General features: G+C 68.0%; 19 protein-coding genes. 5 read left to right on the top strand and 14 right to left on the bottom strand.

Features of this window, described 5'->3' with window-relative positions; all coding sequences use genetic code 11:
- Positions 1–115: 115 nt before the first annotated feature.
- On the top strand, positions 116–1,705 hold the full coding sequence (locus ACFFJK_RS09565; RefSeq protein ID WP_379678879.1) for an EAL domain-containing protein: 1,590 nt from the start codon (positions 116–118) through the stop codon (positions 1,703–1,705).
- 54 nt (positions 1,706–1,759) lie between these two features.
- On the opposite strand, the gene ACFFJK_RS09560 is transcribed toward ACFFJK_RS09565, so the two are convergent.
- The 14 genes from ACFFJK_RS09560 to hmgA all read right to left on the bottom strand — a co-directional run bounded on the left by ACFFJK_RS09560 (position 1,760) and on the right by hmgA (position 16,341).
- Positions 1,760–2,143 (bottom strand): response regulator, encoded by a 384-nt coding sequence (locus ACFFJK_RS09560; RefSeq protein WP_379678878.1) that lies wholly within the window; start codon positions 2,141–2,143, stop codon positions 1,760–1,762.
- Between the two features lie 72 nt (positions 2,144–2,215).
- Complete coding sequence (locus tag ACFFJK_RS09555) at positions 2,216–2,590, bottom strand: response regulator transcription factor (protein WP_379678877.1); 375 nt, start codon at positions 2,588–2,590, stop codon at positions 2,216–2,218.
- Between the two features lie 57 nt (positions 2,591–2,647).
- Positions 2,648–4,096, bottom strand: a complete 1,449-nt coding sequence (locus ACFFJK_RS09550; protein ID WP_379678876.1) for an amino acid permease — start codon at positions 4,094–4,096, stop codon at positions 2,648–2,650.
- Between the two features lie 307 nt (positions 4,097–4,403).
- On the bottom strand, positions 4,404–4,769 hold the full coding sequence (locus ACFFJK_RS09545) for a hypothetical protein (protein WP_379678875.1): 366 nt from the start codon (positions 4,767–4,769) through the stop codon (positions 4,404–4,406).
- Between the two features lie 149 nt (positions 4,770–4,918).
- Positions 4,919–6,193: a DUF3616 domain-containing protein gene (locus ACFFJK_RS09540; protein ID WP_379678874.1), complete on the bottom strand. Its 1,275-nt coding sequence runs from the start codon at positions 6,191–6,193 to the stop codon at positions 4,919–4,921.
- A gap of 100 nt (positions 6,194–6,293) precedes the next feature.
- Positions 6,294–7,301, bottom strand: coding sequence for an amidohydrolase family protein (locus ACFFJK_RS09535; RefSeq protein WP_379678873.1), 1,008 nt, complete (start codon positions 7,299–7,301; stop codon positions 6,294–6,296).
- Between the two features lie 118 nt (positions 7,302–7,419).
- Entirely contained in the window at positions 7,420–8,394 is a 975-nt protein-coding gene (locus ACFFJK_RS09530) for a DMT family transporter (protein WP_379678872.1), read from the bottom strand.
- A gap of 197 nt (positions 8,395–8,591) precedes the next feature.
- The gene (locus tag ACFFJK_RS09525) at positions 8,592–9,002 is read right to left on the bottom strand and encodes a secondary thiamine-phosphate synthase enzyme YjbQ (protein ID WP_379678871.1); all 411 of its coding nucleotides are present in this window, start codon (positions 9,000–9,002) and stop codon (positions 8,592–8,594) included.
- Between the two features lie 48 nt (positions 9,003–9,050).
- Positions 9,051–11,336: a putative bifunctional diguanylate cyclase/phosphodiesterase gene (locus ACFFJK_RS09520; protein WP_379678870.1), complete on the bottom strand. Its 2,286-nt coding sequence runs from the start codon at positions 11,334–11,336 to the stop codon at positions 9,051–9,053.
- 113 nt (positions 11,337–11,449) lie between these two features.
- Entirely contained in the window at positions 11,450–12,151 is a 702-nt protein-coding gene (locus ACFFJK_RS09515) for an MBL fold metallo-hydrolase (protein ID WP_379678869.1), read from the bottom strand.
- Positions 12,152–12,223: 72 nt separating this feature from the next.
- Positions 12,224–12,538, bottom strand: a complete 315-nt coding sequence (locus tag ACFFJK_RS09510) for a hypothetical protein (protein ID WP_379678868.1) — start codon at positions 12,536–12,538, stop codon at positions 12,224–12,226.
- A gap of 171 nt (positions 12,539–12,709) precedes the next feature.
- Positions 12,710–13,537 (bottom strand): TlpA family protein disulfide reductase, encoded by an 828-nt coding sequence (locus tag ACFFJK_RS09505; protein WP_379678867.1) that lies wholly within the window; start codon positions 13,535–13,537, stop codon positions 12,710–12,712.
- Positions 13,538–13,593: 56 nt separating this feature from the next.
- Entirely contained in the window at positions 13,594–14,913 is a 1,320-nt protein-coding gene (locus tag ACFFJK_RS09500) for a hemolysin family protein (protein ID WP_379678866.1), read from the bottom strand.
- Between the two features lie 132 nt (positions 14,914–15,045).
- Positions 15,046–16,341, bottom strand: coding sequence for a homogentisate 1,2-dioxygenase (hmgA, locus tag ACFFJK_RS09495; RefSeq protein WP_379678865.1), 1,296 nt, complete (start codon positions 16,339–16,341; stop codon positions 15,046–15,048).
- A 173-nt stretch (positions 16,342–16,514) separates the two neighbouring features.
- Here hmgA and ACFFJK_RS09490 point away from each other — a divergent pair, with 173 nt between their 5' ends.
- From ACFFJK_RS09490 to ACFFJK_RS09475, 4 genes are all read left to right on the top strand, one after another.
- On the top strand, positions 16,515–17,420 hold the full coding sequence (locus tag ACFFJK_RS09490) for a LysR family transcriptional regulator (protein WP_379679004.1): 906 nt from the start codon (positions 16,515–16,517) through the stop codon (positions 17,418–17,420).
- Between the two features lie 87 nt (positions 17,421–17,507).
- Positions 17,508–18,596 (top strand): 4-hydroxyphenylpyruvate dioxygenase, encoded by a 1,089-nt coding sequence (gene hppD, locus ACFFJK_RS09485; protein ID WP_379678864.1) that lies wholly within the window; start codon positions 17,508–17,510, stop codon positions 18,594–18,596.
- Positions 18,597–18,817: 221 nt separating this feature from the next.
- A complete protein-coding gene (locus ACFFJK_RS09480; protein ID WP_379678863.1) occupies positions 18,818–19,201 on the top strand; it encodes a CidA/LrgA family protein in 384 nt (127 codons plus the stop codon).
- Complete coding sequence (locus tag ACFFJK_RS09475) at positions 19,194–19,931, top strand: LrgB family protein (protein ID WP_379678862.1); 738 nt, start codon at positions 19,194–19,196, stop codon at positions 19,929–19,931. Before ACFFJK_RS09480 ends, ACFFJK_RS09475 begins: the two co-directional genes overlap by 8 nt.
- Positions 19,932–19,949 lie beyond the last annotated feature (18 nt).

Below are 19,949 nucleotides of genomic sequence, written 5' to 3'. Positions count from 1 at the left end.
TGCGGCGGCAGGCGCCGGCCGACCCGGCACTGTCCCGTGTGTGTTTGCGGGCGGCGCACGGCGTCTGTAGTATGGACCTGCGGTGCGCGGCGATCATGCCCGTTCGCAGGGAACCATGAAAAAACCGGTCGTTGTCCTGTTCACGCTGCTGGTTGCGCTTGCCGCGGTCGGCCTGCCGATCTGGCTCGCCATCGAGGAGTCGGGCCGCCAGGCTTTCAAGGCTGAAAGCACCCATGCGCTCGCCTACGCGCGCGACGTCGTGCTGCGCGCCGACGCGACCGGGCGCCAGGTGACCGCGGGCGTCACCCGGCTGGTCAAGCAGCACGCCGCGCAGCCGTGCGCCCCGGCCAGCATCGATACGATGCGCCAGATCGACCTCGCGTCCAGCTACATCCAGGCCATCGGCTACGTCGAAGGGACACAGCTGGTCTGCTCGTCCATTGCCGGGGCCTCGCGCACGTTCGAGCTTGGCCCGCCCGATTACCGCGCTTCCACCGGCGCCCTGGTACGCCGCAACGTGCGCTTCCCGTTCGCGCCGCAGGACAGCTTCCTGGTCATCCAGATCGAGGGAGTCGCGGCGATCCTGCACCGGCAGCTGGGGATCGATACCGCCTTGAGCGAGCCCGACGTATCGCTGGCCGTCATCGCGCTGGGCCAGGCGGAACCGCTGGTCTTCCGCGGGAAGATCGACCGGTCCTGGGCCGGCCGCCTGCGCAACCAGCGCGAAACGGTATTCGAGGAAGCCGGCCACATCGTCGCGGTGGTGCGTTCGCCGAACTTCACCACCGCCGCCGTGGCCGCCGTGCCCGCGCACTACATGGCGGGGCGCTCGCAGGACCTTGCCCTGCGCCTGGTGCCGGTGGGCTTGCTGGCGGGCGTCACGCTGGCCGGGGCCATCCTGCTGCTGGCACGCCAGCAGATGGCCCTGCCGGCCGCGCTGAAGACCGCCTTGCGGCGCAAGGAGTTCTTTCTCGAGTACCAGCCGGTGGTCGACCTGCGCAGCGGCCGCTGGATGGGCCTCGAGGCGCTGGTACGCTGGCGGCGACAGACCGGGGAAGTGGTCATGCCCGACCTGTTCATCCCGCTCGCCGAGGAGAACGACCTGATCGTGCGCATCACCAGGCAGGTGCTGGACGCGGTCTGCCGCGATACCGGAAGCTATCTCGCGGCGCATCCGGAGTTCCACGTCGGCATCAACGTCTCGCCCGCCGACTTCCACTCGCGGGAGCTGCTGGCCGGCCTGCAGCAGAGGATGGCGACAATCCAGGCGCGCCCGGCCAACCTGATCCTCGAGGTGACCGAACGCGGCCTGCTCGATCCGCGCGTGGCGCGCGAGACCACCCGCGCCTTGCGCCGTCACGGCTTTGCGGTGGCCATCGACGACTTCGGCACCGGCTACTCGAGCCTGTCCTACCTCGAATCGCTCGAGCTCGACTACCTGAAGATCGACCGCAGCTTCATCGAGGCCATCGGCACCGGCGCCCCGACCAGCCAGGTGGTGGGGCACATCATCGGCATGGCCAGGGACCTCGGCCTGCGCATGATGGCCGAAGGCGTGGAAAGCCAGGCCCAGGCCGACTTCCTGTGCCGGCATGGCGTGCAGTTCGCCCAGGGCTGGCTGTTCGGGCAGCCGATGCCGTTCGCCGAGATCCTGCGCCGGCTCGCCGCGGCCGAGGACGAAGAAGCGGTGGCGCGTGCGGGATGATGGCGTCCCGGAGCGCCCGACGCGACGCCGCCATGCGGGCCTGGTCGGGTGCGCTCAGCAGAAACCGTGACGGCCGAGTGCCGCGCGCAAGGACTCCCTGAATTCGCTATAGTCCAGCGCCTTGTGCACGAACTCCACCATTCCCAGGCCCGCGGCGCGCACCCGGTCGGCGGCCAGCACCGAGCCGGACAGGACGATCGCCGGCACCGGGGCGCGCCCGTGCTCGCGCAGGCGCTGCAACAGCTCGAAACCGTCGACCCGCGGCATCTTCAGGTCGAGCAGCAGCAGGTCGAAGCGCGTTTCGCCGAGCAGGCGCCAGGCTTCCTCGCCGTCGAAGGCGGCCACGACCTCGTGGCGGATCGCGCAGTCGTCCAGCGCGCGCCTGGTCAGCACGACATCGAGCAGCAGGTCATCGACCAGGAGGATTCGCTTCGTCATCGGTACTGCGCATCATGGTAACGGCGCGCGCGACAGCGGCGCATGGCGGGGGAGGTTGGCAAGCGGCTGTCCTCAGTGGAGGACGGCGCGGATGGCGGCGATCAGCTCGTGCGGCTGGAACGGGACCGGAATGTAATTGTCCGCGCCGCTCCCGAGACCCTTGCGGATGTCCTGCTCGGTAATGAAGGCGGACGAGGTATGCACGACCCCCACCGAACGGGTGGCCGGATCGGCCTTGATGCGGCGGCAGACTTCCAGGCCGTCGATATCCGGCAGCTTGACGTCCAGCAGCACCACGCCGGGCCGCAGCTTGTGCGCCAGCTCCAGCGCATCGTGGCCGCAGCACGCTTCCTCGACAAGGAAGCCGGCGTTCTGGAGCAGGCGTGTCTTTACATAACGCGCCTGGTCGTAGTCGTCGACATTCAAAATAAGCTGTTTCGTGATCATTTCTACCCCAAGCGTTGGCGGAATTGTAACAGATGCGCCTGCCTCGGCCTGCCCGGTTCAGGCCGAAACCGCCGCCGCGGCCGCCGCGCCGCGCCGGCGCAGCCAGTAGCCCAGGCCGAGCAGGGCGAGCCAGGCCGGAATCAGCCACACCGACAGGCGCAGGCCGGGGGTCAGGTACATCACGACCACGATGCCGGCGAGGAAGGCCATGCACAGGTAGTTAGTTAGTGGGAACAACGGGCTCGGGAACAGCGTCGCCGCACCGGCTTGCCGCTTGTGGCGGCGGAAGCGCAGGTGGCTCCAGCAGATCATGCCCCAGTTGATGACGAGCGCCGCCACCGCCAGGCCCATCAGCATGCCGAAGGCCTCGCGCGGCAGGAAGTAGTTGATGCAGATGCAGATGCCGGTCGCGATGGCCGACACGCCCAGGGCCGCGAGCGGCACGCCGCGCCGGGACACCTTGAGCAGGGCGCGCGGAGCATTGCCCTGTTCGGCCAGGCCGAACAGCATGCGGCTGTTGGCGTACACGCAGCCGTTGTACACCGACAGCGCCGCGGTCAGCACCACCAGGTTGAGCACGTTGGCCACGGCATTGCTGTCGAGGGCGGCGAAGATCAGCACGAAGGGGCTGCCGCCGGTGACCACCTTCTGCCACGGGTACAGCATCAGGAGGACGGCGAGGGCGCCGACGTAGAAGATGCCGATACGCCAGATCGCCTGGTTGACGGCCCGGGGGATCGTGCGCTGCGGGTTGTCGGCCTCGGCGGCCGTGATGCCGATCATCTCCAGGCCGCCGAACGAGAACATGATCACCGCCATCGACAACGCCAGGCCGGCAAAGCCGTTCGGGAAGAAGCCGCCGTGCTGCCACAGGTTGGCCACCCCGGCCTGCGGCCCGGCGGTGTCGGTAAACAACAGGTAGGAACCGAACAGGATCATGCCGACCACGGCCGCGACTTTGACGATCGAAAACCAGAATTCCAGTTCCCCGAAGGCGCGCACGTTGAGCAGGCTGAGCGCATTGACCAGCACGAAGAAGCCGAGCGCCGAGGCCCAGGTCGGCACGTCGGGGAACCAGTACTGGACGTAGATGCCGAGCGCGGACAGCTCGGCCATGCTGACGAGGATGTACATGACCCAGTAGTTCCATCCCGACATGAAGCCGGTCATGGGACCGCAGTACTTGCTGGCGAAATAGCCGAAGGAGCCGGCGACGGGTTCGTCGACGATCATCTCGCCGAGCTGGCGCATGATGAGGAAGGCCACCAGGCCGGCGACCGCGTAGCCGAGCAGGGCCGAGGGGCCGGCCATCTGGATGGTCTGGGCCACGCCCAGGAACAGGCCGGTGCCGATGGCGCCACCGAGGGCGATCAGCTGGATGTGGCGGTTCTTCAGGCCGCGCTTGAGTTCATTGCCGCCGGCTGCCGGTGCGGTTGCAGGTGCGGCTGCAGGGGCTGAGGGTGGGGCTGCAGGTGGGGTTGCAGGTGCGTGTTGCGCGTGGTCCATCGTCGGCCTTAAGAATACGAAACTTGCCTTAAAGCCAGCGATTCTACTGCAAGGAGGGCCAGCCGGGCGAAACTTTGCCGGCTGGCTTCCGGCCAGCGCCTAGAAGCGGCGATAGCCGCCGCGGCGGTACGGATAGCGCTGCGCCATCTTGCCGCCGAACTTATTCCAAAGGAAGCCTGCAATCGCCATCATGATGATCTTGCGCATAGTAATCTCCTTGATTTCCAACGGTTGAGGGCCTGCGACGCGGGAGGCGCCGCGATGCCCCAGCTTACCAAGGACGCCGCCGGAGGGGCGCAGGCTTGGGTCAGCCCGGCATGAAGAAGAAGGCTCCCGCGCCCACGACCGCCGCGGCGCACATCAGCACGACGAAGCCGGACATGCGGTACAGCGAGCGCAGGCGCGCGCCTTTGGGGCGGCTGCGCACCAGGTAGACGGGAATGCCGATCGGCGCCAGCGCGACGACCGCGGTGCTCATCCAGCGCGAACGCGGGAACAGCCGGGTTTCGCTGTCGAGGCGATACCAGTAATAGGGCAGGAAACTCATCAGGAAACTGGACAGCGCCATCCACCAGGTGGGCGCCCGCACGTGCACGGCGCCGTACAGGCTTTCGGACATGCCGGCGGCCAGCATGAGCGCCAGCAGCGCCCACAGGATATTCTTGGGTGTCATGCGTCGAATCGACTACGAAAGGCCGCGAGCATACCATCCGCGGCAGGTCGCAAAATTCAACAATAGTCACAAAGCACACATTATTGATGTGCCGAAAAGTTTCAAGCCTGCTGGAAAGATTTTTTCCGCAGGCGGGTGGGCAACGCGCCTCATTTGTCTTGCTTGCGCCGCTGTGGGAGCGGATACACGTCGGCCAACAGGATGCTCTCGCCGATCTGGCGGCTCGGCGCCGCGGAATCGTGCACCACGAGCAGGGCCTCATCCCCGCCGCCGGCGGACGAGAACAGGGTGATGCCCTCCGGATGGTCGACACCCTGGCCGAAAGGCAGGTCCAGCACCCGTTCCAACTGGTCGGCTGCCACCACGCATTCCTTGTCGGCGTCTTTCGTCCCCAACCGGGCGCCCCCGCGCCACCGGAATACCGTCACCGGCCCGTCCAGGTCCATGGTCGGGCCGGCCAGCACGAGCACATCCTGCCCGTGCAGGCACAGGTCGCGGATCCCGAGGCCGTGCAGGTCGAGGAAATGCTTGCGGTAGCGCTGGCCGTCGTCGCCCAGCGGCCCCAGGCGCAGTCGTCCCGGCCGATCGTCCTCGACCGGCGCGACCTCGATGACGATCGCCCATCCGCGCAGCACCGGTCCGCGCAGGCCCAGCAGCAGGTGCTTGCCGGCCACGGCAATGCCTTCGATGTCGAAACCGTTGTCCTTGCCGGGAATGGCAAGGAAGGGACCGAGGTGCACGTCGTCCTTGAGCAGGGCCGTCAGCTCATTGCCGTGCTCGTCGCCGCGCAGCAGGGCGGCCGAGCGCGGCTTGTCCTTGTGCATGTGTTGTACCGCCAGCGAATAAAGCCCGTTTTCTTCGACCACAGGTATGCGCGCCAGCAGGTAGCGGTTGCCGTCGGCGCTGACCGACGCCAGGCGCTTGTGCGCCTTCTTCACGCCGTCCCCCGCCTTTGGCTGCTTGCGCCGCAGGCTGTGCGACCCGACCAGCCACAGGTATTTGCCGTCGCAGGCCAGGCCCTCGATATCGGCTTCGTTGATGCGGCCGCGCGCGCTGTCGCCGATGCCCGCGTCGCCGGGCGCCACGCCCGAACGGTCGGCCATGTCATTGCCCGGATCGCTCCCCGGCTTGCCATCCGGTCCGTCAAGCGGTGTTTCACCGGGTTTTTCACCATATGGCGGCAGCGGCAGCTCCAGGTAGTCGTGCAGCGCAAACTGCTTGTGGTCGCGCGTGAAGCTGGTGTTGCCGCTGCTGTCCTCGTCGCACAGTGTCAGCCGTTCGAGGCTGACCGACTCGTCGTTGGCAAGCCACAGCGTGCGCCCCATGCGCAGGGCAACCGACAGGCCGTCGCGCAATTCCTTGCCCGGACTGAGCTCATCGCGCTCCGGATGGAATGTGAGAAGGACGATGTTCGATGGATGCATGCGTTTCCCCTGCCGGCGAGCGCCACAATGGCAGGGCAACGATAGCATGCTTCTGCGGCCGCCGCCGCCCGGCCGAAGCAGCCGGCGCATCGTCGGCGCATTACCGGCGCAGATAGGGCGCGACATTCCTCCCGATGCGGTCGAACTCTTCCCCGGTGAGCGGCAGGGCGCGAAACGCGGCCCAGGCTTCGCCCGGTGTCATGTTGCCCGGCGAGGCCGCGTCCGAACCGTACAGGATCCTGTCCACGCCCACCTTGCGGATCCGGTCGGCCATCTCGCGCGCGTGGGCGGGCGCGATGCCGGGCGTGGCGATCGAGGCCACGTCGAACCACAGCTGGCGGGTGTTCGGATCCTTGCGCGCGGCCGCTTCCGCCAGCACGCGCATGACCTCGTTCGCGGGCGGGTCGTCGTAGCCGGGCCCGGTGCCGGCCAGGTGGGCCACCTGCACCACGATGTCGGTGGCCAGCGGCATCAAGTGATCGAGGAAGGCGCGCGCCTGCGCTTGCCCATAGGGACGCTTGAGCGAGATCGACGCGCGCATGTGCACGACGATCGCCATCCGGTGCTTGTTAGCGGCGCGAAAGACTTCCTTCAGGCGCGCGAGGTGGGCGGGGTTGTCGAGCTGGACGTCCGAATTACCGAAGTGCATCTTGATTCCATGGCGCAGGCCCGGGTGCGCGGCGCAGCGCGCCAGTTCGGCCAGGGCATAGTCCTTCAGCGGATTGAAGCCGCACAAGGCGCGCAGCCGGTCCGGGTAGTGCGCGGCCTGGGCAGCGGTCCAGTCGTTCTCGGCTTTCACCTTCGCGTACTCGTCCTCGACCGCGCGTCCGGGCTTGCCGTACATGTAGGCGACCGACAGCACGGCGGCGCGCCGGATGCCGGCAGCGTCCAGGTAGCCCACCAGCTCGCCCGCCGGCAGTTCGCGCAGCGCGTCCGGGCCGGGCGCCGGGGCGAGCAGGGCGATGATGCCGGGGCTGAACAGGTGCTGGTGGTGGTCGGCTGCCGGCGCCGGCCTGGGCTGCGCGGCCAGGCAGGAAGCGGGAATGGCGAACGGCACAAGGGACAGCAGGGTGGCTGCGACGCGCAAGCTGGCAAGCGGACGGAACATCGTGGACCCCCTGGCAGTCGAGACAGGCCGCCAGATTAGCGCCCGCGCCGGGTGCTGTCCAACGAAAACCGATGCATATGCCAGGCGCGCTCCCGCGCGACCAGGCTGCCGGGCCCCTTCAGCGCTTTCCGTGTGCGCCCCCGCCGCCGGCATGGGTCACGAGCACCACGCCGGCGCACACGAGAACGAGTGCCGCGAGGTTGTTCCACTTCAGGATGTCCTCGCGCAGGTACAGGGCCGACAGCATGGCGCCGAACAGCGGGACCAGGAATGCGAACATGCTGACGAAGCCGACCCGGTTGTGCTTCAGCAGGAGGCTCCAGAGCGTGAAGGCGACTGCCGACAACAGGGCGAGGTAGCCCAGCAAGGCGCCGGAAACGACGCTCAGTTGCCCCAGGCTGCCACCTGCGGCGTAGCCGGCAGCCAGCAGGACCAGGCCGCCGATGGACAACTGCCAGGCCGTCATTGCCATCGCATCCATGTGTTGCGAGACCCGTTTCCCATAGATCGATGCGGCCGACAGCACGAAGGCCGCCAGCACGATGAAGCCTTCGCCTTGCCAATGGAAGGCACCGCCGAGGGCGCCGGAGTCGGCGTTCACCACCAGGACGCCGCCCAGGCCGAGCAGGCAGCCCAGCGCCTTGCGGGCGGACAGGCGGTCGTTCTGGTAGAGGAAGTGCGCCAGCAGCACACTGAAGAAGGTCGTGGTGGCATTCAGGATCGATGCCCTGACGCCCGTGGTGTAGGCCAGCCCGATATAGAAGAACACGTATTGCAGGCTGGTCTGCGCCAGGCCCAGCAGCGTCACCTGGCGCAGCTGGTCGGCGCGCACGAGGGCGACCTGCTTGCCGAGCAGCTTTGCCGCGACCGCCACGCCCAGGCCGGCGAGCACGAACCGGTAGCCGGCGAATACCAGCTTGGATGGAACGTCCTCCTGGCCAATGCCCAACAGTACATATCCGCTCTTGATCGCGGGGTAGGAACTTCCCCACAGCAGGCAGCACAAGGTGGCGAGTGCGACCACGATGGCGGGCTGGGAGAAAAAAGCGGTTTCGCGGGGCGAGGGGCCGCACTTCAGGGAAGTGGAAGTCATGTGGCAAACGGTCCTGTGGGTGACGGTGCAGGCCGCAGGAAACGCGGTCCCCGGCAGGCTCATCAGACATCATACAACATGACCGGTGATCCTGCTTCCCTTGCCCAACCCCGCGTTGCGCATTCGGGCGGCGTCTCAGTTTGCGTGTCATCATACAACTGCCGACGCCGATGCGAGACCCGCCTCGGCGCTCCCGGCTAGAGGACGGTGACCACCACGCGCCGCCGGTGCGGGGCGGTGCGGTGCTCGTAGAGGTAGATGCCCTGCCAGGTGCCGAGCAGCAGGCGGCCGTCGCCGACCGGCACGCTCAGGCCGGAGCCCGTGAGCATGTTGCGCACGTGGGCCGCCATGTCGTCGGGCCCCTCGGCGTCGTGGCGGTAGGCGCGGTCGCCGTCCGGCGCGAGCCGCGCCAGGATGGTCTCGAGGTCGCGCCGCACGTCGGCGTCGGCGTTTTCGGTGATCAGGAGCGAGCAGCTGGTGTGCTGCACGAAGACGTGGGCCAGGCCGCACTGCACGCCCGACTCGGCGACGGCGGCCGCGACCGCATCGGTGATGTCGCGCGTGCCGCGGCCTGGGGTGGAAAATTCGAGGATGGACTGGTGTGCCATGGCTGCCTCCTTTCTGTCACGCTGCAGACTAGCAGAGGCCGCCCCTGGTCAGGCGCAGGCCAGGCTCGCCAGCACCTCGTGGATCGGCGCCGGCCGGGCGAACAGGAAGCCCTGCATGCACGGGCTGCCGTGGGCCGCCAGGTACTCGGCCTGTTGCGCGGTCTCGATGCCTTCGGCCACCACGCGCAGGCCCAGGTGGTCCGCCATCGCCAGGATCGACTGCACGATCGCGGCGCCGTTCAGGTCGGTCGGGGCGTCGCGCGTGAAGCTCTTGTCGATCTTCAGTTCGTACAGCGGCATCTGGCGCAGGTAGGCCAGGTTCGAGTAGCCGGTGCCGAAGTCGTCGATCGAGAAGCGGATGCCGATCGCCGCCAGCTCGTGCATGCGGGCGATGGTGGCGTCCAGGTCCGATACCAGCAGCCCTTCGGTGATCTCGAAGATCAGGCGTTCGGCGGGCGCGCCGGTCTCGCGCAGTACCGTGCGCACCTGCTCGACGAAGTCGGGCTGGCGGAACTGCACCGGGCTGACGTTGATCGAGAGCGGGATCGGGCTTCCTGCCGCGTCGAGCCGCAGCACGGCCACGCACGCCTGGCGCAGCACCCAGTTCCCGAGCGGGACGATCAGTCCGCTGGATTCGGCAACCGGGATGAACACCTCGGGCGGCACCAGCACGCCGCCGGCCCGGCGCCAGCGCATCAGGAGCTCGCCGCCGACCGGCTGCCGGGCGTGGTCGACCTGCAGTTGCAGGTGCATTGCCAGCTCGCCTCTCTCGAGGGCGTAGCCGAGGTCGCGCTCCAGCGTGAGGCGGCACTCGGCCTCGGCCAGCATGGTGGCCTCGAACAGCGCGACGCCATTGCGGCCGGCGGCCTTGGCTTGGTACATCGCCGTGTCGGCCTCGCGCAGCAGGTCGGCGGCGGTCTGGCCGGGACGCAGCGGCAGCGCCACCCCGATGCTGCCCGAGGAGCGGTAGGCATGGCCGCCGATCGTGGCTTCCTCTCCCAGCGCCGCCAGCACCTTGTAGGCTACCATCAGCGCAGTGCGGGTGGCCGATTCCGGCTCATGGCCCAGCTCGCCCAACAGGATGACGAATTCGTCGCCGCCCAGGCGCGCCACGGTGTCGCCCTTGCGCACCACCGATAGCAGGCGCGACGCCGCGTGCCTGAGCAGGGCGTCGCCGGTGGCGTGGCCGCGCGCGTCGTTGACGGTCTTGAAGTTGTCCAGGTCGATGTACAGGACCGCGCCGAGCGTGCCGCCGGCATCGCGCGCCGCCACCAGCGCGTCGAGGCGCTCGGTGAACAGGCGGCGGTTGGGCAGGCCGGTGAGCACGTCGTAGAAGGCGAGGCGGTGGATGGCCTTCGCCGCGTTGCGGCGCTCGGTGATGTCGCGGCCCACCACCACCCAGTGCGTGTTGCGTCCGGACTCGCTGGCGAAGGGCACCATCTCCATCTCGGCCCAGAACGGCTCGCCGGGCTTCGTGTAGAGCACCAGTTCGGTCCTGACCGGCTGGCTGGCCGCCACCGCCTCGAGGATGCGCGCCGTTTCGTCGGGATCGGTATCGGGCCCGTGCAGCAGGCGCATGCTCTCGCCGACGATTTCCTGCCGCGTGTAGCCGGTGCGGCGCGCGAAGGCATCGTTGGCGAAGATGATCGGCTGCTGTGCGCCAGGGGCGTCGATCGCGTCCGCGATCAGGACCATGTCGTTCAGGCGCGCCACGGCGGCCGAGGTCAGGCGCAGTTCGGCGTTCAGTGCGTGCAGCTTGTCCTGCTTGGCTTCGAGCGAGCCGGCGAAGCCGCGCAGGTCGTCCAGGCTGCGCGACAGCCCCTGCAGCAAGGTGCCGCAGGTGATAGTGATGAGGCCGCCCACGCACAGGTAATTCAGGGTGACGACCAGCGAGGCGAGCAGGTCGTCCTGGGCCAGGCCGGGCAGGAACAGCCGGGCGTGGCCGGCCAGGCCGAGGGCGAGGATGGCGCCGCCGCTGAGGAGCAGGGCGGCGACCGCCTGGCGCGTGCCGAGCAGGACCACCGCCATGACCGGCGGCGCGAGCAGGAAGACCTGGCTGACCGGGCCGACCCACAGCATCAGGCCGATCCCGACGAAGAACAGCACGGCGAGGAAGCTCAGCACCCGGAACGTGTATGGCAGGCGGTCGAACCACCAGATCGCCACGATCCAGCCCAGCGCCAGGGTGTCCATCACGGCGACCGGCCACAGTCCGTCGGCCAGCGCCAGGCCCACGCTCGGGACCGCGGCGAGCGTGCCGAGGACGACCACGATCGACATCAGCCTCGAGAAGATGCGCGTGCGCCACTGGAAAATATCGTCAAACTGCATCATCAGGCCGGCCCGCTGCAGCCCACATGTTTCTTATGAGCATTATCGATTATAACCAAAGCAATATGATACCGGAGGCGGGTCCGGCTGTCATTCCAGGTGGAAAGGCGGCCGCATCAGATGCCGTGTGCGAGGCCGAGCTTGCGGTTGGCCGGCAGCGCGACGTCCATCAGGCGGGGGCGCGGCAGTTCCAGGGCCGCCATCAGCGTGACGAACTCGTCGCGCGAGCGGTGCGCGAGGCGCGCGTTGTGGCGCTTTTCCCAGCCGATGGTGGATACCGACTGGCCCTGGTAGTCGTGGCCTGGCCAGACCCGGGTGCGTTCGTCGAGCGTGAAGAGCTTGCGGGTGACGCTGTCGTACAGGTCGGCGGCGCTGCCGCCCTGGAAGTCGGTCCGTCCGCAGCCGTCCACGAGCAGGGTGTCGCCAGAAAACAGGTTGCCGCGCCAGAGGTAGCACATGCTGCCGGCGGTGTGGCCCGGAGTGTGGATCACGGCGATGTGCTCGCGCGCCCCGAAGCGCAGCAGGTCGCCGTCTTCGAGCTGGACTTCGGCGGGCGGGATGCCGCAGCCGCTCGGCACGCAGGCCTTGGCGCCCGTCATCGCGCGCAGCCGGCCCGCGGAAGTGACGTGATCGGCGTGGGCGTGGGTTTCCAGTACATGGGTGAGTTGCAGGCCGAGGCGTGCGATGTGGGCCATGTCGCGCGCCAGGTGCCGGTCCACCGGGTCGATGATCGCGGCTCCACTGCCGTCCGGTGCGGACAGGATGTAGGTGTAGGTGGACGATTCGGCGTCGAACAGCTGGATCGGGTTGACTTGCATGCGCTCTCCTGGGGGACGCGACCTTGTACCACAGGCGGGGCGGCAGGGAAAGGGCCGCCGCCCGTGCCGCGTTCAGCCCGCCTGGCCGCCCTGCGGCGCCTGCGCGCTATCGGCGGCGCTGCGCTTGCTGCGCAGCGCGGCGCGCTCTTCGACGATGGCCGCCCAGGTTTCCCTGTCGGGGGCCAGTTCCGGATACGCGCGGATGGCAGGATTGATGAACTGCTCGACCACGTGCGCCATCAGGCGGGCGAAGACGAGCTTGAGCTCTTGATCCTGCTCGGGCGACAGGCCGTTCAGGGCCGCCGGCATGGCAAAGTCCAGCGCGGCCATCGCGTCGATTCCGCCGTCGCGGAGGGCGCGCGCGCATGCGGCGTTTGGTGGGATCATCGGGTGGGTCCTTTCAATAGCTTCCGGCCGGGGGATGCCGTTGCGCGTGCCGCGCCGGCCAGGATCTGGGAATATGCGCACGGAACGGACATGGCCGCCGGCGCCGGGAATGCGCAGCCGCACGAGCACGGCTGTACGGCTGAGTGTACGCAGATGTTGACGACTTGGCAATCAGAAGCGTCCCGTGCGCGCCTGTTTCGCCAGGACGGCCAGTTTCTCCCGCAGGGTCGCCTCCGACAGTTCGCCCACATGCCGCGACTGCAGCACCCCGCGCGCGTCATAGAACAGCGTTGCCGGGTAGCCGGGGGAGCCGGTGCGCGCGCCCATCTGGCCTGCCGGATCGATGACCACGTTCGCCATGTGCAAGCCCTGCGCTGCCAGGTAGCGCGCAACGGTTTGCGCCGACTCGCCCTGGTTCACGAACACGAAGGCGATGCCGGGATGCGCTTGCTGCGCCGCGCGCAGCACCGGCATTTCGCGCCGGCAGGGCGGGCACCAGGTGGCCCACAGGTTGACCACCATCGGCTTGCCGGCGAAGGATTGCATCGGCACTTCGACCCCGTCCAGGCGCCGCACCATCACGTCCGGCAGCGGCACGCGCGCCGGCGCGAACGCCTGGGACAGCAGCGTGCCGCCCAGCCAGACCGCGCAGCCGGCCAGCGTGGCGGCCAGCAGCGGGCGGCGCAGGGCCGCATGCCGGCGCGTGAGTTCGGCGGCGATCACGCAGGCCACGACCAGGCCTGCGGTGCCGTCGAAGCCGCCGTCGCGGATGTCGAGCGCCTTCCAGGGCGCGGAGACGAAGATGTCGTGGTGGCGCAGCACGAAGACCGCGCGCGCGGTCAGGAACCCGGCCACGATCATCTTCCACAGGACCGGCCCGGCATCGACCCCGCGCCGGCGGTGGTACCACGCGGCGACGCCGTTGGCCACCAGGACGGCGGCCAGGACCAGCAGCACGGTGACGGAAAGGACCAGGGGCCCGAGCTTGACGACATCCATCGCGGTCTCCCGCTGTTGAGTTGTCGGAAGCTTAGCGCGCCAGGCTTAACAGAAGATTAATTCGCCTCGTTGGCCTGCACCTGGGCCGACGGCGCGATCTGGCTCACCATGATGCGGTCGATCCGGTTGCCGTCCATGTCCATGACCTCGAAACGATAGCCCTCCCATTCCACCATGTCCGCGACCTTCGGGATGTAGCCCAGCTGGTAGAGCAGGAAGCCGGCCAGGGTGTGGTAGCCGCCGTTGTCCTCGTCGGGGAACTCCACGTCGGTGGCGAGCAGGTCGCGGAAGCGGTCGAGCGCGACGCCGCCGTCGAGCAGCCAGCTGCCGTCCGGGCGCTGCGTCGCGTCCGGGTCGTGCTCCTCGTCGATCACGGTGACGTCGCCCACCAGTGCGCTCATCACGTCGCTGAGGGTCACCATGCCCTGGATGTCGCCGTATTCGTCGACGATCAGGGCCAGTTCCGCGCGGTTCTTCTTGAAGGTCTCGAGCAGGGCCATCGCGCTGATCGTTTCCGGCACGTACAGCAGTTCCTCCACGGCGCCGTCGAGGTCGATGGCCTCCAGCGTGCCGGTGCGCACGGCCTGGGCCAGCAGGTCGCGCGCCATCACGTAGCCCAGGATGTGCGAACGGTCGCCGCGGCAGACCGGGAAACGGCTGAACGGATGGGAGGCGAGAATCTCGAGGTTGGTCTTGCGGTCGTCGTCGAGGTCGAGGATGATCAGGTCGACGCGCGGGGTCATCAGGGACTTCAGGTGCTGGTCGTCGAGGCGCAGTGCGCGCTGGACGATGTCGTACTCGGTCTTCTCGAACACGCCGGTGTCGGCGCCTTCCTTGATCATGCCGGTGATGTCTTCCTCGGTGGGCGCTTCTTCCTTGGCTTGGCGGATGCCGAGCACGCGCACGATCGCGTTGGTGCTCAGGGCCAGGAACTTCACGAACGGCGACATGATGACCGACAGCAGCCGCAGCGGCTGGGCGATCAGGGTGGCCATCGCCTCCGGGTAGCGCATGGCGATGCGCTTGGGCACCAGTTCGCCGAAGATGATCGAGGCGATGGTGATGAATACGACCACCAGGCCGGTGGCGGCCTCGCGCGCATACGGGGCGAGGACCGGAACGGTCTGGAGGTGGGTCGCCAGGTTGCTGGCGAGCGAGGCTTCGCCGAAGGCACCGTTGAAGATGCCGATCAGGGTGATCCCGACCTGCACCGTGGACAGGAAGTTGCTGGGGTCGTCCGCCAGCTTCAGCGCGGCACGTGCGCCGTGGCTGCCTTCCTCGGCGCGCCGTTCCAGGCGCATGCGCTTGGCCGACACCAGCGCCAACTCGCTCATGGCGAACACTCCGTTCATCAGGATGAGGACGGAGATGATCAATATGTCGGTCAACACTGGCGCACACGCCTCTCTCGGACTGTCCGGGCCGTCGCCGGGCACGCCGAAACCGGCGCACGGCGCATCATCTCATGCCAGTCGCCACTTGCGCCACACGGATGATTGCCATCCTGATTACAATTCCTTGTGGAAATTCTTTTGGATGCCGGCCCAGCATTGCTGGTAGTCCGCCTGCAACTGCGGCGAGGACAGCGCGTACGCCGTCGGATGGATGACGTGGCGGGTCTCGAACATGAAGGCCATGGTGTCGAGCACCTTGTGCGGGCGGGTGGTGTCGCTGTTGCTGGCCTTGTCGAACGTCGCCGCATCCGGTCCGTGGCCGCTCATGCAGTTGTGCAGGCTGGCGCCGCCCGGCACGAAGCCCTCGGCCTTGGCGTCGTAGGCGCCGTGGATCAGGCCCATGAATTCGCTCGCCACGTTGCGGTGGAACCAGGGCGGGCGGAAGGTGTCCTCGCCCACCAGCCAGCGCGGCGGGAAAATGACGAAGTCGAGCGTGTCCACGCCCGGGGTGTCGCTGGGCGACTGCAGCACCAGGAAGATCGACGGGTCCGGGTGGTCGTAGCTGATCGAGCCGATGGTGTTGAAGTGGCGCAGGTCGTACTTGTACGGCGCGTAGTTGCCGTGCCAGGCGACCACGTCGAGCGGCGAATGCTTGATGTCCGCGCGCCACAGGCCGCCGCAGAACTTGGCCACCAGCTCGAAGTCGCCTTCGACATCCTCGTAGCGTGCGGCCGGGGTCAGGAAGTCGCGCGGGTTGGCCAGGCCGTTCGAGCCGATCGGACCCATGTCGGGCAGTTGCAGGAGTGCGCCGAAGTTCTCGCAGATATAGCCGCGCGCCTGTCCGTCCGGCAGGGATACCTGAAAGCGCACGCCGCGCGGGATCACCGCGATTTCCTGCGGTTCGACTTCCAGCAGGCCCAGCTCGGTCGCGATCGCCAGGCGGCCCAGTTGCGGCACGACCAGCAGTTCGCCGTCGGCGCTGTAGAAGTAGCGGCCTTCCATCGGCTTGTTGGCCGCGTACAGGTGGATCGCGCAACCGCTCATGGATTCGGGTGAGCCGTTGCCGGCCATGGTGACCCAGCCGTCGATGAAGTCGGTGGGCGCGTCCGGCATCGGCAGGGGGCTCCAGCGCAGCTGGTTGGGCGGCGCCGGGGTGTCGAAGCGGCCGACGATGCGGCCGGCGTCGATCGGCGTGAACGTGCCGTGTACGGCGGCCGGGCGGATGCGGTACAGCCAGGAGCGGCGGTTGTGGCTGCGCGGGGCCGTGAATGCCGTGCCGGAAATCTGTTCGGCGTACAGGCCGTAGGCGACGCGCTGCGGCGAATTGCGGTGCCGGGGCAGGGCGTCGGGCAGGGCTTCGGTGGCGAACTCGTTGCCGAAACCGCTCATGTAGGCGGCGGGTGGGCGCATGCTGGGTCTCCTGGATGTCACGCATCGGTGATGCGCATCGGCGCCATTCTCGAAGAATTCACCGTGTTTTACGAGATGAATAGAAAAATGTAGACTATTCACCATCTAAATACTACTGTTCCTGCGCGGTGGGCGCGCCCACAATGCGCCTCGACGCCGACACCGACGCCAACATGATCGAACCGCACAGCATCGACCTGAACCTCCTGAGCGTATTCCAGGAGGTTTACCGGGAGCGCCAGATATCCTCGGCCGCCAGGCGGCTGGGCTTGAGCCAGTCGGCCGTGAGCAATGCGCTGGCGCGGCTGCGGCGCAGCTTCGGCGACGAACTGTTCGTGCGCACCGCAACCGGCATGCAGCCCACGCCGCTGGCGACGCAGATGGCCGAGCCGATCGGGGTGGCGATGGCGCAGGTGGCGCTGGCGCTGAACCAGCGCAGCCGCTTCGACCCGGGCAGCAGCCACCGGCGTTTCGTGCTGGCGATGACGGACGTGGGCGAGATCTACTTCATGCCGCCGCTGATCGAGCGTTGCCGCTCGCTGGCGCCGCTGGTGGAGATCAGCTCGGTGCGGGCCGGTACGCTCGCGCTGAAGGAAGCAATGGAAGGCGGGCGGGTCGACCTGGCGATCGGGCCGTTCGAGGACATCTCGGAAGCGCTGTACCAGCGCCAGCTGTTTCGCCAGCCCTACGTGACGATGTTCCGCAAGGGCCATCCGCTGGGGCGGGGCGAGGTGAGCCTGGAGCGTTTCGTGCAGGCCGAGCACATGCTGGTCGATTCGAGCGACAGCCCGTACGACCGCATCAACGTCCTGCTGGCGCGGGCCGGGATCGGGCCGGCGGTGCGTGTCCGGGTGCCGCATTTCACCGCGGTGCCCTACATCGTGGCCAGCTCCGACCTGGTGGTGACGGTGCCGCAGAAACTGGCCGAGCGCGCCGCGGCGGCGTTCGGGCTGGAGTGGATCGTGCCGCCGCTGGCGCTGCCGGCGCTGCAGACCAACGTGTTCTGGCACCGGCGCTACAGCCAGGACCCGGGCAACCAGTGGCTGCGCGGCCTGCTGGCGGAAGTATTCGCGGAATGAAGCGCTATTTTGATGTACATGAGCGTTTTGCATGAGCGGCCGTGGAGACGGCCGGACTGACCAACGATAGAGAACAAGGAAGAGAAAATGGCAGACCTGTTTGACAACCCGATGGGCCTGATGGGCTTCGAATTCGTCGAGTTCGCGTCGCCGGCGCCGGGCGTGCTGGAGCCGGTGTTCGAAGCGCTGGGCTTCACCAAGGTGGCCGTGCACCGCTCGAAGCAGGTCGCCTTGTACCGCCAGGGCGGCATCAATTTCATCATCAACAACGAGCCGAAGAGCTACGCCTCCTACTTCGCCGCCGAGCACGGCCCATCGGCCTGCGGCATGGCGTTCCGCGTGAAGGATGCGCACAAGGCCTATGCGCGTGCGCTGGAACTGGGCGCCCAGGCGGTCGAGATCCCGACCGGCCCGATGGAGCTGCGCCTGCCGGCGATCAAGGGCATCGGCGGCGCGCCGCTGTACCTGATCGACCGCTTCGAAGAGGGCAAGTCGATCTATGACATCGACTTCGAATTCCTGGACGGTGTCGACCGCCATCCGGCCGGCCACGGCTTGACAATCATCGACCACCTGACCCACAACGTCTACCGCGGCCGCATGACGTTCTGGGCCAACTTCTACGAGAAGCTCTTCAACTTCCGCGAGATCCGCTACTTCGACATCAAGGGCGAGTACACCGGCCTGACCTCGAAGGCGCTGACCGCGCCGGACGGCATGATCCGCATTCCGCTCAACGAGGAAGGCAAGCAGGGCGGCGGCCAGATCGAGGAATTCCTGATGAAGTTCAACGGCGAGGGCATCCAGCACATCGCCCTGCTGACGGACGACCTGATCAAGACCGTGGACGGCCTGCGCGCCGCCGGCGTACCCTTGATGAGCGCCCCGCCGGAAACCTATTACGAGATGCTCGACGAGCGCGTGCCGGGCCACGGCGAGAACGCCGACGAGCTGAAGAAGCGCGGCCTGCTGCTCGACGGCGCCGTCGTGGACGGCAAGCCGCGCCTGCTGCTGCAGATCTTCTCCGAGACCCAGCTCGGCCCGGTGTTCTTCGAGTTCATCCAGCGCAAGGGCGACGACGGCTTCGGCGAAGGCAACTTCAAGGCGCTGTTCGAGTCGATCGAGCGCGACCAGCTGCGCCGTGGGGCGATTGCGGGGGCGGCCGCCGAGGCCTGATACCCGGCGCGCAGCGCACACGACCGATATTGGGCTCCCGCCTGCGCGGGAGCGACGTTGGCGGCCTTGCGGGAATCGAGCGTTGATCAGCCGCCTCATCCAGCCAAGGTCGTCCCCGCGAAGGCCGGGACCCAAGTTCGCGGCATCCCATGAACGCATCCGGGGCGCACGCCGCCACGCCCCTTTTGCTATCCTGAGCGCTTTTCCCACGAAAAGCCTTCATGCTGGCCGCCTTCACCATCCTCCTGCTCTTCCAGTGCCTCGGCGAAGGCATCGTCTTCCTGCTGAACTTGCCGCTGCCCGGTCCGGTCGCCGGCATGCTGCTCCTGATCGCGGCCCTGCTCGCCTGGCCCGCCCTCGGGAAGCTGGTCGAGGAGGGCGCCAATATCCTGCTGTCGCACCTGTCGCTGCTGTTCATTCCCGCCGGCGTGGGCATCGTCGCCACCGCGGCCAGCGGCAGTGGCCACTGGGGCGCGATCCTGGCGTCGCTGGTGGCCAGCACCGTGCTGGCCATGGGCGTGACCGGCCTGCTGCTGCGCGGCCTGGACGGTCCGGGCCAAGGCAGGCCGGACACCGCGGCCCAGCGCAGGAGCGGCGATGCTTGATCTCGCCAATTTCAGCCATTTCTGGGTCTACCTGTCCGCCTCGCCCCTGCTGGGCCTGACGATGACCCTGTGCGCCTACCTGGCGGCGCAACGCATCTTCGTCTTCTGCAAGGGCTCGCCCCTTGCCAATCCGGTGGCCATCGCGATCGCCCTGGTCGCGCTGGTGCTCCTGGTTTCCGGGATGTCCTACCAGCGCTATTTCGCCGGCGCGCAATTCGTGCATTTCCTGCTCGGGCCCGCGACGGTGGCGCTCGCCGTGCCGTTGGTGCGCCAGTTGCCGCGCCTGCGCCGAGCCTTCGTGCCGCTCGCCTGCGCGCTGGTGGCCGGCTCCGTCACCGCCATCGTGTCGGCGGTGGCGGTGGCGGTCCTGCTCGGCGCCACGCCGGAACTGGCGGCGACCCTGGGCCCGAAGTCGGCTACCTCGCCGATCGCGATGGCGGTGTCGGAGCGCCTGGGCGGCATCCCGGCGTTCACGGCGGCGCTGGTGATCGGCACCGGCATCTTCGGCGCCGTGTTCGGCCGTTACGTCTTCGACCTGCTGCGCATCGTGTCGCCGGCGGCGCGCGGATTCGCCCTGGGCCTGGCGTCGCACGGCATCGGCACCGCGCGCGCCTTCCAGGTCAGCCCGGAGATGGGCGCCTTCGCCGGGCTGGCCATGGGCCTGAACGGCGCCATGACCGCCTTGCTTGCGCCGTGGCTGGTGCCGCTCGTGATGCGTTGGCTGGCGTGAGTCTTCCCACGCGAAGCG

Source organism: Massilia consociata, from assembly GCF_042432755.1.
Lineage (GTDB): Bacteria > Pseudomonadota > Gammaproteobacteria > Burkholderiales > Burkholderiaceae_D > Telluria > Telluria consociata.
The sequence above is the reverse complement of the archived record's forward strand: the minus strand, read 5'-3'. Positions and strand labels throughout refer to the sequence as shown.

Bases quoted from the DNA above. Each gene is read 5' to 3' on its own strand.
- ACFFJK_RS09515 (WP_379678869.1), bottom strand. From the start codon at position 12,151: ATGCAAGTCAACCCGATCCAGCTGTTCGACGCCGAATCGTCCACCTAC.
- ACFFJK_RS09555 (WP_379678877.1), bottom strand. From the start codon at position 2,590: ATGATCACGAAACAGCTTATTTTGAATGTCGACGACTACGACCAGGCG.
- ACFFJK_RS09560 (WP_379678878.1), bottom strand. From the start codon at position 2,143: ATGACGAAGCGAATCCTCCTGGTCGATGACCTGCTGCTCGATGTCGTG.
- hmgA (WP_379678865.1), bottom strand. From the start codon at position 16,341: ATGCGCCCACCCGCCGCCTACATGAGCGGTTTCGGCAACGAGTTCGCC.
- hppD (WP_379678864.1), top strand. From the start codon at position 17,508: ATGGCAGACCTGTTTGACAACCCGATGGGCCTGATGGGCTTCGAATTC.
- ACFFJK_RS09505 (WP_379678867.1), bottom strand. From the start codon at position 13,537: ATGGATGTCGTCAAGCTCGGGCCCCTGGTCCTTTCCGTCACCGTGCTG.
- ACFFJK_RS09490 (WP_379679004.1), top strand. From the start codon at position 16,515: ATGATCGAACCGCACAGCATCGACCTGAACCTCCTGAGCGTATTCCAG.
- ACFFJK_RS09540 (WP_379678874.1), bottom strand. From the start codon at position 6,193: ATGCATCCATCGAACATCGTCCTTCTCACATTCCATCCGGAGCGCGAT.
- ACFFJK_RS09530 (WP_379678872.1), bottom strand. From the start codon at position 8,394: ATGACTTCCACTTCCCTGAAGTGCGGCCCCTCGCCCCGCGAAACCGCT.
- ACFFJK_RS09480 (WP_379678863.1), top strand. From the start codon at position 18,818: ATGCTGGCCGCCTTCACCATCCTCCTGCTCTTCCAGTGCCTCGGCGAA.
- ACFFJK_RS09525 (WP_379678871.1), bottom strand. From the start codon at position 9,002: ATGGCACACCAGTCCATCCTCGAATTTTCCACCCCAGGCCGCGGCACG.
- ACFFJK_RS09520 (WP_379678870.1), bottom strand. From the start codon at position 11,336: ATGATGCAGTTTGACGATATTTTCCAGTGGCGCACGCGCATCTTCTCG.
- ACFFJK_RS09545 (WP_379678875.1), bottom strand. From the start codon at position 4,769: ATGACACCCAAGAATATCCTGTGGGCGCTGCTGGCGCTCATGCTGGCC.
- ACFFJK_RS09550 (WP_379678876.1), bottom strand. From the start codon at position 4,096: ATGGACCACGCGCAACACGCACCTGCAACCCCACCTGCAGCCCCACCC.
- ACFFJK_RS09535 (WP_379678873.1), bottom strand. From the start codon at position 7,301: ATGTTCCGTCCGCTTGCCAGCTTGCGCGTCGCAGCCACCCTGCTGTCC.
- ACFFJK_RS09510 (WP_379678868.1), bottom strand. From the start codon at position 12,538: ATGATCCCACCAAACGCCGCATGCGCGCGCGCCCTCCGCGACGGCGGA.
- ACFFJK_RS09565 (WP_379678879.1), top strand. From the start codon at position 116: ATGAAAAAACCGGTCGTTGTCCTGTTCACGCTGCTGGTTGCGCTTGCC.
- ACFFJK_RS09475 (WP_379678862.1), top strand. From the start codon at position 19,194: ATGCTTGATCTCGCCAATTTCAGCCATTTCTGGGTCTACCTGTCCGCC.